Origin of the sequence: Bradyrhizobium sp. SZCCHNS30572 (assembly GCF_032484415.1) — a bacterium.
Classification (GTDB): Bacteria; Pseudomonadota; Alphaproteobacteria; order Rhizobiales; family Xanthobacteraceae; genus Bradyrhizobium.
Map to the genome: position 1 here is coordinate 89,554 of NZ_JAUESY010000014.1, position 13,101 is coordinate 102,654.

The 13,101-nt window shown below is 65.8% G+C and carries 13 protein-coding genes; 8 read left to right on the plus strand and 5 right to left on the minus strand.

The window, feature by feature from the left end; translation table 11 throughout:
• Positions 1 to 8 precede the first annotated feature (8 nt).
• Positions 9 to 524: a MarR family winged helix-turn-helix transcriptional regulator gene (locus QX048_RS33670; protein WP_315752079.1), complete on the plus strand. Its 516-nt coding sequence runs from the start codon at positions 9 to 11 to the stop codon at positions 522 to 524.
• 147 nt (positions 525 to 671) lie between these two features.
• Here QX048_RS33670 and QX048_RS33675 read toward each other — a convergent pair whose 3' ends face one another.
• On the minus strand, positions 672 to 1,868 hold the full coding sequence (locus QX048_RS33675) for an amidohydrolase family protein (protein WP_315752147.1): 1,197 nt from the start codon (positions 1,866 to 1,868) through the stop codon (positions 672 to 674).
• A 332-nt stretch (positions 1,869 to 2,200) separates the two neighbouring features.
• Here QX048_RS33675 and QX048_RS33680 point away from each other — a divergent pair, with 332 nt between their 5' ends.
• From QX048_RS33680 to QX048_RS33690, 3 genes are all read left to right on the plus strand, one after another.
• Positions 2,201 to 3,082: an aldose 1-epimerase family protein gene (locus tag QX048_RS33680; RefSeq protein WP_315828070.1), complete on the plus strand. Its 882-nt coding sequence runs from the start codon at positions 2,201 to 2,203 to the stop codon at positions 3,080 to 3,082.
• A 319-nt stretch (positions 3,083 to 3,401) separates the two neighbouring features.
• Positions 3,402 to 3,821, plus strand: a complete 420-nt coding sequence (locus tag QX048_RS33685) for a hypothetical protein (protein ID WP_315828071.1) — start codon at positions 3,402 to 3,404, stop codon at positions 3,819 to 3,821.
• A 193-nt stretch (positions 3,822 to 4,014) separates the two neighbouring features.
• On the plus strand, positions 4,015 to 4,836 hold the full coding sequence (locus QX048_RS33690) for an aldo/keto reductase (protein ID WP_315828072.1): 822 nt from the start codon (positions 4,015 to 4,017) through the stop codon (positions 4,834 to 4,836).
• Positions 4,837 to 4,928: 92 nt separating this feature from the next.
• Here the strand turns inward: QX048_RS33690 and QX048_RS33695 are convergent, their stop codons facing one another.
• Both QX048_RS33695 and QX048_RS33700 read right to left on the minus strand, forming a co-directional pair.
• Positions 4,929 to 5,156, minus strand: a complete 228-nt coding sequence (locus QX048_RS33695) for a hypothetical protein (RefSeq protein ID WP_315715512.1) — start codon at positions 5,154 to 5,156, stop codon at positions 4,929 to 4,931.
• 144 nt (positions 5,157 to 5,300) lie between these two features.
• Complete coding sequence (locus QX048_RS33700; RefSeq protein ID WP_315752075.1) at positions 5,301 to 5,747, minus strand: hypothetical protein; 447 nt, start codon at positions 5,745 to 5,747, stop codon at positions 5,301 to 5,303.
• A 175-nt stretch (positions 5,748 to 5,922) separates the two neighbouring features.
• Here QX048_RS33700 and QX048_RS33705 point away from each other — a divergent pair, with 175 nt between their 5' ends.
• The gene (locus QX048_RS33705; protein ID WP_315828073.1) at positions 5,923 to 7,203 is read left to right on the plus strand and encodes an amidohydrolase/deacetylase family metallohydrolase; all 1,281 of its coding nucleotides are present in this window, start codon (positions 5,923 to 5,925) and stop codon (positions 7,201 to 7,203) included.
• 11 nt (positions 7,204 to 7,214) lie between these two features.
• Here QX048_RS33705 and QX048_RS33710 read toward each other — a convergent pair whose 3' ends face one another.
• A complete protein-coding gene (locus tag QX048_RS33710) occupies positions 7,215 to 8,453 on the minus strand; it encodes a PLP-dependent aminotransferase family protein (RefSeq protein ID WP_316192118.1) in 1,239 nt (412 codons plus the stop codon).
• Positions 8,454 to 8,628: 175 nt separating this feature from the next.
• Between QX048_RS33710 and ribB the strand changes: the two genes are divergently transcribed.
• The 3 genes from ribB (at position 8,629) to QX048_RS33725 (ending at position 12,093) form a co-directional block, all read left to right on the plus strand.
• Complete coding sequence (gene ribB / locus QX048_RS33715) at positions 8,629 to 9,705, plus strand: 3,4-dihydroxy-2-butanone-4-phosphate synthase (protein WP_316192117.1); 1,077 nt, start codon at positions 8,629 to 8,631, stop codon at positions 9,703 to 9,705.
• Positions 9,706 to 9,769: 64 nt separating this feature from the next.
• On the plus strand, positions 9,770 to 10,984 hold the full coding sequence (locus QX048_RS33720; protein ID WP_315715517.1) for an acyl-CoA dehydrogenase: 1,215 nt from the start codon (positions 9,770 to 9,772) through the stop codon (positions 10,982 to 10,984).
• Positions 10,985 to 11,175: 191 nt separating this feature from the next.
• A complete protein-coding gene (locus QX048_RS33725) occupies positions 11,176 to 12,093 on the plus strand; it encodes an MBL fold metallo-hydrolase (protein ID WP_316192116.1) in 918 nt (305 codons plus the stop codon).
• 87 nt (positions 12,094 to 12,180) lie between these two features.
• On the opposite strand, the gene QX048_RS33730 is transcribed toward QX048_RS33725, so the two are convergent.
• Entirely contained in the window at positions 12,181 to 13,041 is an 861-nt protein-coding gene (locus tag QX048_RS33730; protein ID WP_315828076.1) for a DUF1499 domain-containing protein, read from the minus strand.
• Between the last annotated feature and the right edge of the window lie 60 nt (positions 13,042 to 13,101).

Here is a 13,101-nt window from a genome sequence, read left to right on the forward strand (position 1 = left end):
GGGAAGATATGGCCAAGAGCGCCACGCTGAAGCGATCGGCAAGGACCGCAACGAAGACCGCGCCGAAGCCGCAGGCAAAGGCCGCCGCGAAGGCCACGGCCAAAGCGGCGAAATCAAATTACGTGCTCGACGATCAGATCGGCTTCATCCTGCGTCAGGTCTGGCAGCGCCACACGATGATCTTCGCGCGCGACATCGGCAGCAACCTGACGCCAACGCAATGGGCGGCACTGTCGAAGCTGGTCGAGACCGGGCCGTGCTCGCAGAACCAGCTCGGACGGTTCACGGCGATGGATGTCGCGACGATCAAAGGTGTGATCGACCGGCTGACCGCGCGCGGTCTCACCGAAACCAGCCCGGACCCGCAGGATGGTCGCAGGCTGCTCGTCAGCCTGACCCGCGCCGGCCAGCAGCTCGCGGAGAAGACCGCACCGCTCGCGCTCGCCATCTCCAAGGAAACACTGGCACCGCTGGATGCGAAGGAACGCGAGACGCTGCTGGGGTTGTTGAGCCGGCTGCGGTAGCCCTTCCTCCAGGTCATTCCGGGGCGTCGCGAAGCGACGAACCCGGAATCCCGAGCAGAGGGAAAGAACAGCGCAGGCCAATCTCGGGATTCCGGGTTCGCCCTTTGGGCGCCCCGGAATGACTGTGTATGCCGCTCTACGACGATATTACTTCGCCACGATCTCCGGGATCTTCGTGGCCGGCGGCGTGTTGCGGCTGCGCTGGGTGCGGACGATGCCGTCGATGATGGTCATGCCGATACCCGGGAGATCGCCGAGCTGGACGCTGTCGAGCAAGGTCGTGGCCGGTGAGTGCTGCGCCTTGTCCATGATGACGAAGTCGGCGGAGCGGCCGATCTCAATCAGGCCGCAGTCGAGCTCGCGCATCCGCGCTGTGTTGCCGGTAGCGAAGCAGAACGCGATCTCGGCGGGGACGTCGCCGAGCGACGACAGCAGCGACACCATGCGCAGGATCCCGAGCGGCTGCACGCCGGAGCCGGCCGGCGCGTCGGTGCCGAGGATGACGCGGTGGAGATCGTTCATCTCGCGCGCGGTGCGCAAGGTGAACAGCGCCGAGCGCTCGTTGCCGTTGTGCACCAGCTCGAGCCCCGCCTTGCAGCCCTCGCAGATGCAGCGGATCTGATCGTCGGGCAGGGCGGTGTGGCCGCCATTGATGTGTCCGATGACGTCGGTGCCGGCCTCCAGCACGACGTCCTTGTCGATCAGGCCGGAGCCGGGAATCGACGGACCGCCGGTGTGGATGGTGCTCTGGATGCCGTATTTGCGCGCCCAGCCGACCATCTTGCGCGCGGTCGGGCCGTCCTTGACGCCGCCGAGGCCGACTTCGCCGAGCAGCTTGACGCCGGCCGCCGCGAGCTCCTTGAAATCGTCCTCGACCATCTCGCATTCGATCACCGGCGCGCCGGCATGCACCTTCACGCCGCCGGGGCGGAGCGTCCAGAATGCGCGCTGCGCGAAGATCGCCATCGCCTTCAGGCCGACCACGTCGCGCGGGCGACCGGGCATGTGCACCTCGCCGGCGGAGATCATCGTGGTGACGCCACCGTGCAGATAGGAGTCGATCCAGTTGGTCTGGTTCTGCCGCGGCGTCCAGTCGCCGGCGACCGGATGAACATGGCTGTCGATCAGGCCTGGCGCCACCGTCGTGCCATGGGCGTCGACGATCGTGGTCGCGCCTTCGGTGTCGACGTCCTTGAAGCGGCCGATGCCCGTGATCTTGCCGTTCTCGGCGACGATTGTGTCGGCGTCCAGGATGGGCCGTTCCAGTGCGCCGGACAGCATCAGGCCGATGTTGCGGATGACCAGCTTGCTGGGACCGGTTGCTTGCGGCGCGTCATGGGCCATCGGGATGTCCTTCTTTCCTGGCAAGGTATTTGCGGCAGTTTGCGCCTGCACGCGGCGCAGCATCAAGCCGGTTTCGGTCATTCGTACACGAATGATCGGGTCCGGCAAGCTGCGGCCTGCACGAAGATTTGGCGCGGGTTGCCTACCCTTGAGACACTGCGCGGGCCCTATGAGCGCGGCGACATTCTCGGCTTCGGTCGCGAGTTCGACGTTCCCGTCCCCTGTGCTTGTGGCGGTGGTCTACGCGCTGGTGACGAACCGCACCCCTGGACGTTGCCGCCGCAATCCGGCATCACCTCGTGCGATTTTTTTTGCGACGTGGGTGACGGCAGATGAGCGACGACCTCCACATGATCGGCGCGGGCGGCATCACCGCCTCGGTCAAGGCTGATGGCGCCGAGCTGTGCTCGTTGAAGACGGCCGGGGGCCTGGAGTTGCTGTGGCAGGCCGGAGCCGTCTGGCCGCGCCATGCGCCATGGTTGTTTCCGATCGTCGGCCGACTCAAGAATGACCAGCTCCACCACCGCGGCCGGACCTATCCGATGACCCAGCACGGCTTCGCCCGCGACCTGCGATTCACCTGGCTGGAGCGCGGGGCCGAGTCGTGCGTGTTGCAGCTGACCGACGACGAGACGACGCGGGCGCGCTATCCGTTCGCCTTCCGTCTCACGGTGAGCTACCGGATCACCGCTGATGCGCTGGACGTGGCGGTCGAAATCGCCAACCCCGGCGCGGAGGTTCTGCCCGCCTCGTTCGGCGGCCATCCCGCCTTCAACTGGCCGCTGCTCCCCGGCCAGCCGAAGGAGAGCTATCGGCTGATTTTTGCAGAGCCGGAGCCGGCGCCGATCCGCCGTCTGACTGGCGGTTTGCTGCGCGAGCGGCCGGAGCCCTCACCGATCGAGGGCCGCGTGCTCCCGTTGAGCGAACGTCTGTTCGACGATGATGCCGTCATCCTCGATCAGCTGGCCAGCCGTTCGGTTCGCCTCGTCGGAACCACAGGACCGGCGCTTGAGTTAACTTGGGATCATTTTCGTCAGCTTGGAATCTGGTCGAAGCCCGGCGGCGTGCCGTTCCTGTGCATCGAGCCGTGGCGCGGTTTCGCCAGTCCGCTCGATTTCGACGGCGAGTTCGCGGGCAAGCCTGGCGTAATGCATATCGCGCCGGGCGTCGCCGAGAGGCTGCGTTGCCGCATCAGGATCGAATTCTCCAATTAGTATGACTTATCTCGGCAGCGCCCGTTTGCGTGCACAGCGGTAACCGTGATCAGCAGTTTTGGGCCTGGAAATGACGGCGCCGTGACCTACATGAGGGACGAGCGCGGAACTTTGGCTATGATGCGTCGAACGACCGGCGGTTGGCGGGCGCTTTCTCCGAACTGATAACGGTCGATTATCGAACATGATGCGTGGCGCGAACTCAGGCGCTCGCAGCCGGTTCTTGCAGCCGTGCGCGTTTGCCGTCAGCGGGCGTGCGGAGATCTCATGGCAGGGGGCGCGCGTAAGGTGGCGTTACGCGGGGGAACGGGAGGATGGGATGGTGTTGAGAGCTGTTGTCGGCACGATTACATGCGCCGTGTTGCTCGCAGCGACCGATGCTGTGGCAGGGGCCTATCAGCCGGGTGACTTCCTCAAGCTCGATTTGTCGAAGGCCGTGTTGTCGCCGGAGCCGCTCGGCCCCGAGGCGCATTTCGAACCTGTGCCCATCGAAGCCAAAACAGATCGACCTGCGGTCGCCGTCCGTTCTGCTGTTGACCCCGACGTCAGCTCCGGCATCCCGCGCGCCGTCGCCACCCGGCGGGCTCATGGCACGAGGACGGTCGAGCGGCCCCGCGGCGCCGCCCGCACCAAGCTCGTCCATCGGCGCGGCAATCCGCTCGACGCGCAGGCGATGGATACGCGCATTCAGACCTGGCCGTGCCGGCCTGGCAGCGGCGGCATCTGTAACTGGCGCTGATCGGCGGGGCTACCCCGCGCGCCCGTCGCGTTCAGGAACCTCGCTCCCGACATCTTGATTGAGGCGGATGCCGGCTCGCTTGAACTCGCAAGCGGAGCAAAGGCAAGTTGAGCGCTTCCCGCCAAGGTCTTGATGTTTCGAGGCTGCCGCCGGCGTTTGCTGGCGGATGGCTCGCGCGATTCCAGGAGATTTCATGAACGCCATCGACACCCAGGGTATCCGTCTGCCCAAGCTCGGGCTCGGCACCTTTCGCATGCAGGGCACTGTCTGCCGCGAGGCCGTCGAGAGCGCGCTTGCGCTCGGCTACCGCCACATCGACACCGCGGAGATGTATGCCAACGAGGACGCGATCGGTGCTGCACTTGCGGCAACAAATCTGCCGCGCGCCGAATTGCACGTCACCACCAAGGTCTGGCCGGAGAACCTCGCGCCGGACGCGATCCGTCGCGCATTCGATACGAGTCTGAGGAAGCTCAGACTGGATTTCGTCGATCTCTATCTCATCCACTGGCCGGCCAAGGGGATGAACCTGCCGGCCGCGCTGGAGACGCTGTTGAAGCTGAAGGAGGAGGGGCGTACGCGCGCGATCGGCGTCGCCAACTTCACCGTCGCGCTGCTGAAACAGGCGGTGGAGGACGTCGAGGCACCTGTTGCCTGCAATCAGGTCGAGTATCATGTGATGCTCGACCAGTCGAAGCTGATGGCCTACATGGCGAGCCGGTCGATTCCCCTGGTGGCCTATTGCCCGCTGGCGCAGGGACGCGCCGCCGCCGACGAGACGCTGGGGGCCATCGGCAGGAAGCATGGCGCGAGCGCCGCCCAGGTCGCACTGAAATGGCTGTTGGACCAGGATGGGGTGGCGGCGATCCCCAAGGCCGCGCGTCCGGAAAGTCAGCGTGCGAACTGGGATGCGATGAAGCTTCAACTCGATGATGAGGATCGTGCCACCATCGCGTCCCTCCCGAAGGACAAGCGCTTCGTCAATCCGGCCTTTGCGCCGGAATGGGACCGCTGACCACCACGCGGAGCCCCTGCGAGAACGGACGTCAGAACGAACGCCACAGAAAATGGCCCCTCTCGGGGCCATTGCTGTGTCGAAGTTGCAGATCAGTCGCGCCGGATGATCACGGTGCGATCGTGATGGCGGTGGAACGGCCGGACATAGCGGTGAGGCCGGTACTCACGATGCATGCGGTATTCGGCGTGGGACCGATCCCAGCCGTGGTGGTAGTGATGGCCGCCACGCTTGATGACCACCGTCTCGGCGTTGGCGATCGACGGTGCCGCGAGCGCGACGACCGCAAGGGAAGCGAGCGCGAGAGCGATTTTCTTCATGTTGTCCTCCAGAATGAAAGTGCGGGATCAACTTGAAGTGTGAAAGAACGTTCCGCAGGAACTTCCACGAAGTTGCTGAATACACGTTCAGATTTGGTCTTCACGCTCGCGCGCGAACCGTGCCGTCCCCTCGAGCCTGCCGCGTCAGTCGCACTTCCTGAGCGCTGGCGTCGGCTTGCCGTTGGCGACGAAGCGGCCGTCACGAATGGTGTAGCTGTCGTCCTCGCCGCGATTGAACGCGGAGCGGATGTTGCCGTCGGCGGTCCGGGTGATCCCGTTCTCTCGCGTCTGGCGTGCTTTGGGCAGCACGATCGAGAGCACCAGCGTCTGGTCCGCCTCGACGCGTGCGCTCGCCACCTGGTTGACGTCGGACGGATCGTGGTCACGACGATAGATCAGGTGACCATCGTCAGTGACTTCGTAGGAGATGATGGCGCCGCGGCCCTTGACCGCGGGTGCGCTGCAGTCGGCGGCCCAGGTTCCGATCAGGCCCCAGGTCCGAGCAACCTCGACGGTGTCGTCGGCCCGGGCGGCAGACGCTGATGATGCGCAGAGGACGATTGCGATGAGAGGGCGGGAGATCGAAATCATGCGGTCTCGCGGGGATGACTGCCGTGACATCTTAATGCACTGCGTCAACGGCGCAACGACAGACCCGCGCCGAGATCGTTGGCACAAAGTCTCATTCTTTCCGGGCCGGCCTTGCTGGCGAGGGGGACAAGGCGCATGCTCCCCGCAACTACAAACAAGCGTGGGGAGGCTGACCATGTCTGCGCTGTCGCGCCGCAAATTCCTGCTGTCGTCCGGAGCGGCCGCCATGGCCGCGCTATCGGGTCCTGCCGGCGCCGCGGTGGGGCCGGCCGACAAGTTCGATCTGGTGATCAAGGGCGGCGACGTGATCGATCCAAGCCAGTCGCTCCGAGCCAAGCGCGACATCGGGATCCGCTGGGGCGTCGTCGAAGCGGTCGAGCCCGAGATACCGGCCGAGCGGGCGCTGCGGTCGATCGACGCCAACGGCCGGTTGGTGACGCCGGGCCTCATCGACCTCCACAGCCATGTCTATCCCTATGGCTCGGCGATCGGGATCCCGCCCGACGAACTGGTGCAATTCCAGGGCACGACGACGGTCGTCTCGGCCGGCGATGCCGGCGTCAACAATCTTGCGGCGTTGCGCCGCTTCATCGCCGCCCAGTCGCGGGCACGCATCTACGCCTTCGTCCACATCGCCAACAACGGCCTGTCGGCGTTTCCGGTGGCCGAGCTCTACAACATCGACAATGCGCAGGTAGACGCCTGCGCCATGGCGCTGGCGGAGAACCCGGACTTCCTGCTCGGGGTCAAGGTGCGAATGTCGGAGAACGTGATCTTCAAGCATGGGCTGGAGCCGCTGAAGCGCGGCATCAAGGCCTGCGAGCTGTGCGGCTGGCCGGCGCGGATGATGGTGCATATCGGTGGGGTCGAGACCGGCGAGTTGATGTCGCAGATCCTGGACCTGCTGCGCCCCGGCGACATCCTGACCCATGCCTATTCCGGCGCGCCGAATATGGGCGGCGCCTTCACCAACATCGTCCAGGACGGCAAGCTGCTGCCCGCGGCGCTCGCCGCCAAGCAGCGCGGCGTGCTGTTCGATGTCGGCCATGGCGGCGGCAGCTTCGATTTCACCGTGGCCGAGGTCGCGATCCCCGGCGGCTGCGGCCCGGACACCATCTCCTCCGACATCCATGTCTTCTCCGGCAACAGCCCGGGCATGCCGTTCCTGCCCAACGTGATGGCGAAATTCATCGCTATGGGATTTTCGTTGGAGCAGGTGGTGAGCATGGCCACCTCGGCGCCGGCCAAGATCATCAACCGTGCGCCGAAGATCGGCAGCTTGCAGGTCGGTGCGCCGGCCGACGTCGCAATCATGGACCTGGTCGAGGGGCCCGTCAGCTTCGTCGATACCCGCGGCAACAAGCGCGAGGGCAAGCTGCAGCTCAAGCCGGTGCAGACGGTGATCAACGGCGTGCCGTTCGGGCGGCCCTACCAGTCGCCCTTTTCGGTGCGGTGAGCAGCGCGCGATCACTCGATCGCGCGCGTCCGCTCCACATTGGATGAGCGCAATGGGACGCCGAACTCCTCCCGGCAGACGTCGGCGAGGATTGCGATGCCCTCGCGGATCTCCTGATGCGAGGGGCTGGCGAAGCACAGCCGCAGGCGGCTCCGCGCATGCGCGGCGTCGGTGGACCATTCCGGTCCCGGATTGATCGAGACGCCGCGTTTGAGCGCTGCCTGTGACAGCTTCATCGCGTCAACCTGGTCCGGTAGCTTGACCCAGAGGAAGATCCCGCCCTTGGGCGGCGCGAACTCGGCCGCGGTGCCGAACTCGGCGTTGAGCGCCTCGATCAGGGTGTCCAGCTTGGCGCGCAGTCCCCGCACCAACTGCGGCACGTGGGTCGCGAAATGCGGCCTGCAATATTCCGCGAGCACCATCTGCTCCAGCGCACCCGAGCCGGCATCGGTCTTGAGGGACAGCAGCACCGACATGATCTCCCAGGGGGCGACCAGGAAGCCGACCCGCAACGCCGGCGCGACCGACTTCGAGAACGATCCGAGGTGGATCACACCGCCATGGTCGGACATGCCGTGGATCGCGCGGGGCCGTTTGCCGTCCCAGATCAGGTCGGCGTAGCAGTCGTCCTCGAACACCGGTACGCCATAAGCGCGCGACAGCCACAGCAGCTCGGCCCGCCGGCTTTCCGGCATGATGGTGCCGGTCGGGTTCTGCACCGTCGGAATGGTATAGATGTATTTCGGCCGGATGCCGCGATCCCTTAGATCGGCCAGCACCGTCGCCAGCGCATCCGTTCGCATGCCGTCCTGGTCGAGCGGGATGCCGATGACCTTGACGCCCAGTCGTGCCAGCCGCGTCAGCGTGCCCTGGTAATTGTCCTGTTCGACCAGCACGGTGTCGCCGCGCGTGAGCAGCGCCTGGTTGACGAGGTCGAGGCCCTGCAGCGAGCCGGACAGGATCATGATGTCGTCGGCGCGCGCCGACATGCCCGCGTCCCGCGTCAGCTTGGCGGCAAGAAAGTCCCGCAGCGGCCGGTAGCCTTGAGGCCCGTGCGCGAGGCCGTAGGTGGCGAGCGCCCGTCCCTCGCGGGCGAGCACGGCGTCGGCGGCCGCGCGCAAGCCCTCCACGGGCACGGCATCGGCGTCGTTGTTGCCGCCGACGAAGCTGTATTTTGCGAGTCCCGTCCAGCGCGCGGCGGGTGGGGGCAGGCCGGGGCTGAGGAGGGGTGCAAAATCGAATGCGGCCATGAGGCGCGGCTCCCTTGTTCTCGATTTGAGGCGACTTTAAACAGATACCAGGGCGCTTGTCCTGGCAGGGCCGGTCCTTTTCCCGGGGAAGGCGACCTTCGAGCGGCGGTTCCGCCGCTCTGGCGCGCGCCTGCGATCCCGGCTAAAGCAGCCCGGAAAAGCAGCGAGACTTGCAATGGCCGACTCGATCCAGGAAGTTCTGTACGCCTTCGCCAAGGGCGAGATGGTCGTCGTGACCGACGACGACGACCGCGAGGGCGAGGGCGATCTCATCGTCGCCGCCTCGCTCTGCACGCCCGACAAGATGGCGTTCATCATTCGCCATACCTCGGGCATCGTCTGCGCGCCGATCACGGCCGACGACGCGCGGCGGCTGCGGCTCGACCCGATGGTCGCGCACAATGATTCCAACCACACCACGGCCTTCACCGTTTCGATCGACTACAAGCCGGACGGTGGCACCGGAATCTCGGCCGAAGAGCGCGCCTCCTGCTGTCGTGCGCTCGCCAACCCGAATGCCGGTGCCGCTGATTTCGCGCGCCCCGGCCATATCTTCCCGTTGATCGCGCGTGACGGCGGCGTGCTGCTGCGCTCCGGCCACACCGAGGCGGCGGTCGATCTCTGCAAGCTCGCCGGGCTCCCGCCGGTCGGCGTCATCTCCGAGTTGATGAACGACGACGGCACGGTCATGAAAGGCGAGCAGGTCATTCGTTTCGCTGCGGCCCACAATCTCAAGCATGTCACCATCGCCGATCTGATCTCCTACCGGCAGGCGCGCGAGAAGCTGATCGAACGGGTGTCGACCTTCACGACCGACAGCCCGATCGGGCCGCTGCAGGGCTTCGCCTACCGCTCGCCGTTCGATCCGATCACCCACGCCGCGTTCGTCTATAACGGCATCGGCGACGGCAAGAACGTGCTGACGCGGCTGCACAAGCCCAACATCGTGAAGGATCTGATCGCAGGTCCGCAGCGTATCCAGGCGGTGCTGCAGCACTTCAAGCGGGCCGGTCGCGGCGTGCTGATCTATCTGCGCGACGGCGCGGCCGGCGTTCCCGTCGAGCCGGTCGAAGAGCCGCATACCGCGGAGGCCGATCGCCATCGGCAGTGGCGCGAGGTCGGCGTGGGTGCGCAGATCCTGCGTGATCTCGGCGTGACCTCGATCCGGAACCTGACGTCGTCGGTGCATGACTACAAGGGCCTGTCGGGTTTCGGCATCGAGATCGTCGCCAACGAGCGGCTTGAAGGCTGAACTTCCAGGATTTAACCTCTCAACTGCTGCGACCCGTGCGCAGCGAGACGCGAAAGGACCATTCATGAGCGCGCGCCCTCAGGCAAAGGACAAGCCGGCCCAGTCGAGCTTCCAGTGGGACGATCCCTTCCTGCTGGACGATCAGCTGACCGAGGACGAGCGCATGGTGCGTGACACCGCGCGCGCCTACGCCCAGGACAAGCTGCTGCCGCGTGTGACCAAGGCCTATCTCGAGGAGAAGACCGACCGCGAGATCTTCAACGAGATGGGCGAGCTCGGCCTGATCGGCATCACCTTGCCGGAGGAATATGGCTGCGCCAATGCGAGCTACGTCGCCTATGGCCTCGTGGCACGCGAGATCGAGCGCGTCGATTCCGGCTACCGCTCGATGAACTCGGTGCAGTCCTCGCTGGTGATGTATCCGATCTATGCCTATGGCGACGAGAGCCAGCGCAAGAAATATCTGCCGAAGCTCGCCAGCGGCGAGTGGGTCGGCTGCTTCGGCCTGACCGAGCCGGATGCCGGCTCCGATCCGGCCGGCATGAAGACGCGTGCCGAGAAGGTGGCCGACGGCTATCGCCTGACCGGCAGCAAGATGTGGATCTCGAACGCGCCGATCGCCGACGTGTTCGTGGTGTGGGCCAAGTCGGCCGCGCATGACAACCAGATCCGTGGCTTCATCCTCGAGAAGGGCATGAAGGGCCTGTCGGCGCCGAAGATCGGCGGCAAGCTCTCCTTGCGCGCCTCGATCACCGGCGAGGTCGTGATGGACGGCGTGGTGGTGCCGGAGAGCGCGCTGCTGCCCAATGTGTCCGGCCTCAAGGGGCCATTCGGCTGTCTCAACCGCGCCCGCTACGGCATCTCCTGGGGCGTGCTCGGTGCCGCCGAGGATTGCATGCATCGCGCTCGCCAGTACACGCTCGACCGCAAGCAGTTCGGCAAGCCGCTGGCTGCCACGCAGCTGGTCCAGAAGAAGCTTGCCGACATGGAGACCGAGATCGCGCTCGGCCTGCAGGCCTCGCTTCGCGTCGGCCGCCTGATGGACGAGGGCAAGATGGCCCCGGAGATGATCTCGATCGTCAAGCGCAACAATTGCGGCAAGGCGCTCGACATCGCTCGCGTCGCGCGCGACATGCACGGCGGCAACGGCATCTCGATCGAGTATCAGGTGATGCGCCATGCCGCCAACCTCGAGACGGTCAATACCTACGAGGGCACGCACGACGTCCACGCGCTGATCCTCGGCCGCGCCATCACCGGCATTCAGGCGTTTTTCTAATTCGCCTGGTCGTTCTCGGGGGAGGGGCCTTGAGTCCTGAACTGTCATCGTCCGCAAAGGCGGACGATCCAGTACGCCGAGACGAGAATGTTCAGCCGAGAAGTGACGGAGTACTGGATACCCCGCTTTCGCGGGGTATGACGGCGGAAAGTGGGGCAGGCGATCTACCCCTTGCAAAGGCAAGCCACGGTATGGCCGACAACGACGATGTCCCGTTCAACCGCAACTTCCCGCTTCGGGCGGGCGTCGTCGAGCAGGTCCGCCCGGGCATTCGCCGCGTCCTCTGCAACAATCCGAGTCCGTTCACCTTCACCGGCACGGTCAGCTACATCGTGGGGACCGGCAACGTCGCGATCATCGATCCGGGTCCGGACAACGAGGCCCATGCGCAGGCGCTGCTCGATGCCATCAGAGGCGAGACCGTCACGCACATCCTGGTGACGCACACGCATCGCGATCACTCGCCGAACACCGGCCGGCTGAAGGCCGCGACGGGCGCCACCGTCTATGCCGAGGGCCCGCATCGCGCCTCGCGGCCGCGCTACGAGAGTGAGAAGCACAGTCCGGAATCCGGCGTCGACCGCGACTTTGCGCCGGATGTCACCGTTGCTGACGGCGATGTGATCGAAGGGCGGGGCTGGCGGGTCGAGGCCGTGGCGACGCCGGGCCATACGGCCAACCATCTCGCCTTCGCCTGGACCGAGCGCAGCACCACCTTCGTCGGCGATCACGTCATGGGCTGGGCGACGTCGATCGTGGCGCCGCCCGATGGTTCGATGGTCGACTACATGGCTTCGCTGGAGCGGCTCGCCGCGCGGCCCGAGGAACTGTATTTCTCAGGTCACGGTCCGGAAATTCCGGAGGGACCGCGCTACACGCGCTTCCTGATGCGCCACCGCCAGGCCCGCGAGGCCTCGATCCTGCACCGCCTCGCCAAGGGCGAGGCCGACATCCCGACCATGGTGCGCGCGATCTATATCGGCATCGATCCACGGCTCACCACCGCGGCCGGCTATTCCGTGCTGGCCCATCTGGAAGACCTCGTCGCCCGCGGCGTAGTCGCGACGGAAGGTGATCCGGTGATCGGCGGGACGTATCGGCTGGTGTAGCGAATAGGGAATAGCGAGTAGGGGAAGAGTGCGAGCCGGGAAGACTTCATTCCCTATTCGCTACTCCCTATTCGCCATTCGCCCCGCTCACTTCTTCACCGTCTTCGCATTGCCCTTCGCCGCTACCGGCGGCGGCGTGACCTTCTTCACCGGCTTCTGCGCCTCGGCCTCGCCGGCGTTGGACAGGTCCTCGATCAGCTTGGCCACGCGCGCGGCATTGCTGCCGATATCTGACTCGAAATAGCGCGAGGCGGAGCGGACGTCGACGCGGGAATCCTCGCCGTCGGGCTGGATGCGGATCGAGATGTCCTCGCGGAAGCCCATGATCGGCGTGCGTGCGACCGCCTCGATGCGGCCGATGCGGCGCGGCGGCTGCGGCGCGCGTTCGTCGACCACGAACCATTTGCGCCGGTTGACCAGCTTCAGGGCGATCGCGTAGGCGCGATCGGGCGGCAGTTCGATCTGCACCGGCTCGATGTCCGGATAGAATTTCTGCTGCTGCTCGGCTGAATACAGCCCGGCATAGACGGCCGTGTTGGTGCCGTCGCCGTTGCGGAGCGGCGCCAAAGCCTCGAAGCGCGGCGGATCGATCGGGTCGGTGGTGATGTCGTAGATCTTCGGCAGCTTGCGGTACTGGAGCGCGAGGTAGGCCGGATAGGCCAGCACCACGGCATCGATCATGAAGGCGAGCAGGATCCGGCTCATGCCGCGGCTGCCGTTGCGCCAGATCGCGACGAAGGCGGCAAGCCCGAGCAGGATCGACAGCACGGCGAGCCCCAGCGCGCCGAAGAACGTCGCCAGCGCCGGCTTCATCTCCAGAAAATCGAAGCGCAGGATCAGGATCGAGACCAGCACGGCGACGACCGAGAACACCGCCAGATTGCGGGTCCAGGTCGCGAGGCTGGAGATCGGCTCCGACAGATAGGGGGCGTGAAACCTGCGTGCCATCGTGTCAGGAACTGCCGGGGTTGGGCCGCTGCCTGCGTTGCCGGGCGGCCGGATCACCCC

What these genes read in the sequence shown, in the direction of transcription:
- QX048_RS33710 (WP_316192118.1), bottom strand. Translation starts at nt 8,453, where the DNA reads ATGGCCGCATTCGATTTTGCACCCCTCCTCAGCCCCGGCCTGCCCCCA.
- QX048_RS33675 (WP_315752147.1), bottom strand. Translation starts at nt 1,868, where the DNA reads ATGGCCCATGACGCGCCGCAAGCAACCGGTCCCAGCAAGCTGGTCATC.
- QX048_RS33685 (WP_315828071.1), top strand. Translation starts at nt 3,402, where the DNA reads ATGGTGTTGAGAGCTGTTGTCGGCACGATTACATGCGCCGTGTTGCTC.
- QX048_RS33720 (WP_315715517.1), top strand. Translation starts at nt 9,770, where the DNA reads ATGAGCGCGCGCCCTCAGGCAAAGGACAAGCCGGCCCAGTCGAGCTTC.
- ribB (WP_316192117.1), top strand. Translation starts at nt 8,629, where the DNA reads ATGGCCGACTCGATCCAGGAAGTTCTGTACGCCTTCGCCAAGGGCGAG.
- QX048_RS33705 (WP_315828073.1), top strand. Translation starts at nt 5,923, where the DNA reads ATGTCTGCGCTGTCGCGCCGCAAATTCCTGCTGTCGTCCGGAGCGGCC.
- QX048_RS33670 (WP_315752079.1), top strand. Translation starts at nt 9, where the DNA reads ATGGCCAAGAGCGCCACGCTGAAGCGATCGGCAAGGACCGCAACGAAG.
- QX048_RS33680 (WP_315828070.1), top strand. Translation starts at nt 2,201, where the DNA reads ATGAGCGACGACCTCCACATGATCGGCGCGGGCGGCATCACCGCCTCG.
- QX048_RS33725 (WP_316192116.1), top strand. Translation starts at nt 11,176, where the DNA reads ATGGCCGACAACGACGATGTCCCGTTCAACCGCAACTTCCCGCTTCGG.
- QX048_RS33695 (WP_315715512.1), bottom strand. Translation starts at nt 5,156, where the DNA reads ATGAAGAAAATCGCTCTCGCGCTCGCTTCCCTTGCGGTCGTCGCGCTC.
- QX048_RS33690 (WP_315828072.1), top strand. Translation starts at nt 4,015, where the DNA reads ATGAACGCCATCGACACCCAGGGTATCCGTCTGCCCAAGCTCGGGCTC.
- QX048_RS33700 (WP_315752075.1), bottom strand. Translation starts at nt 5,747, where the DNA reads ATGATTTCGATCTCCCGCCCTCTCATCGCAATCGTCCTCTGCGCATCA.
- QX048_RS33730 (WP_315828076.1), bottom strand. Translation starts at nt 13,041, where the DNA reads ATGGCACGCAGGTTTCACGCCCCCTATCTGTCGGAGCCGATCTCCAGC.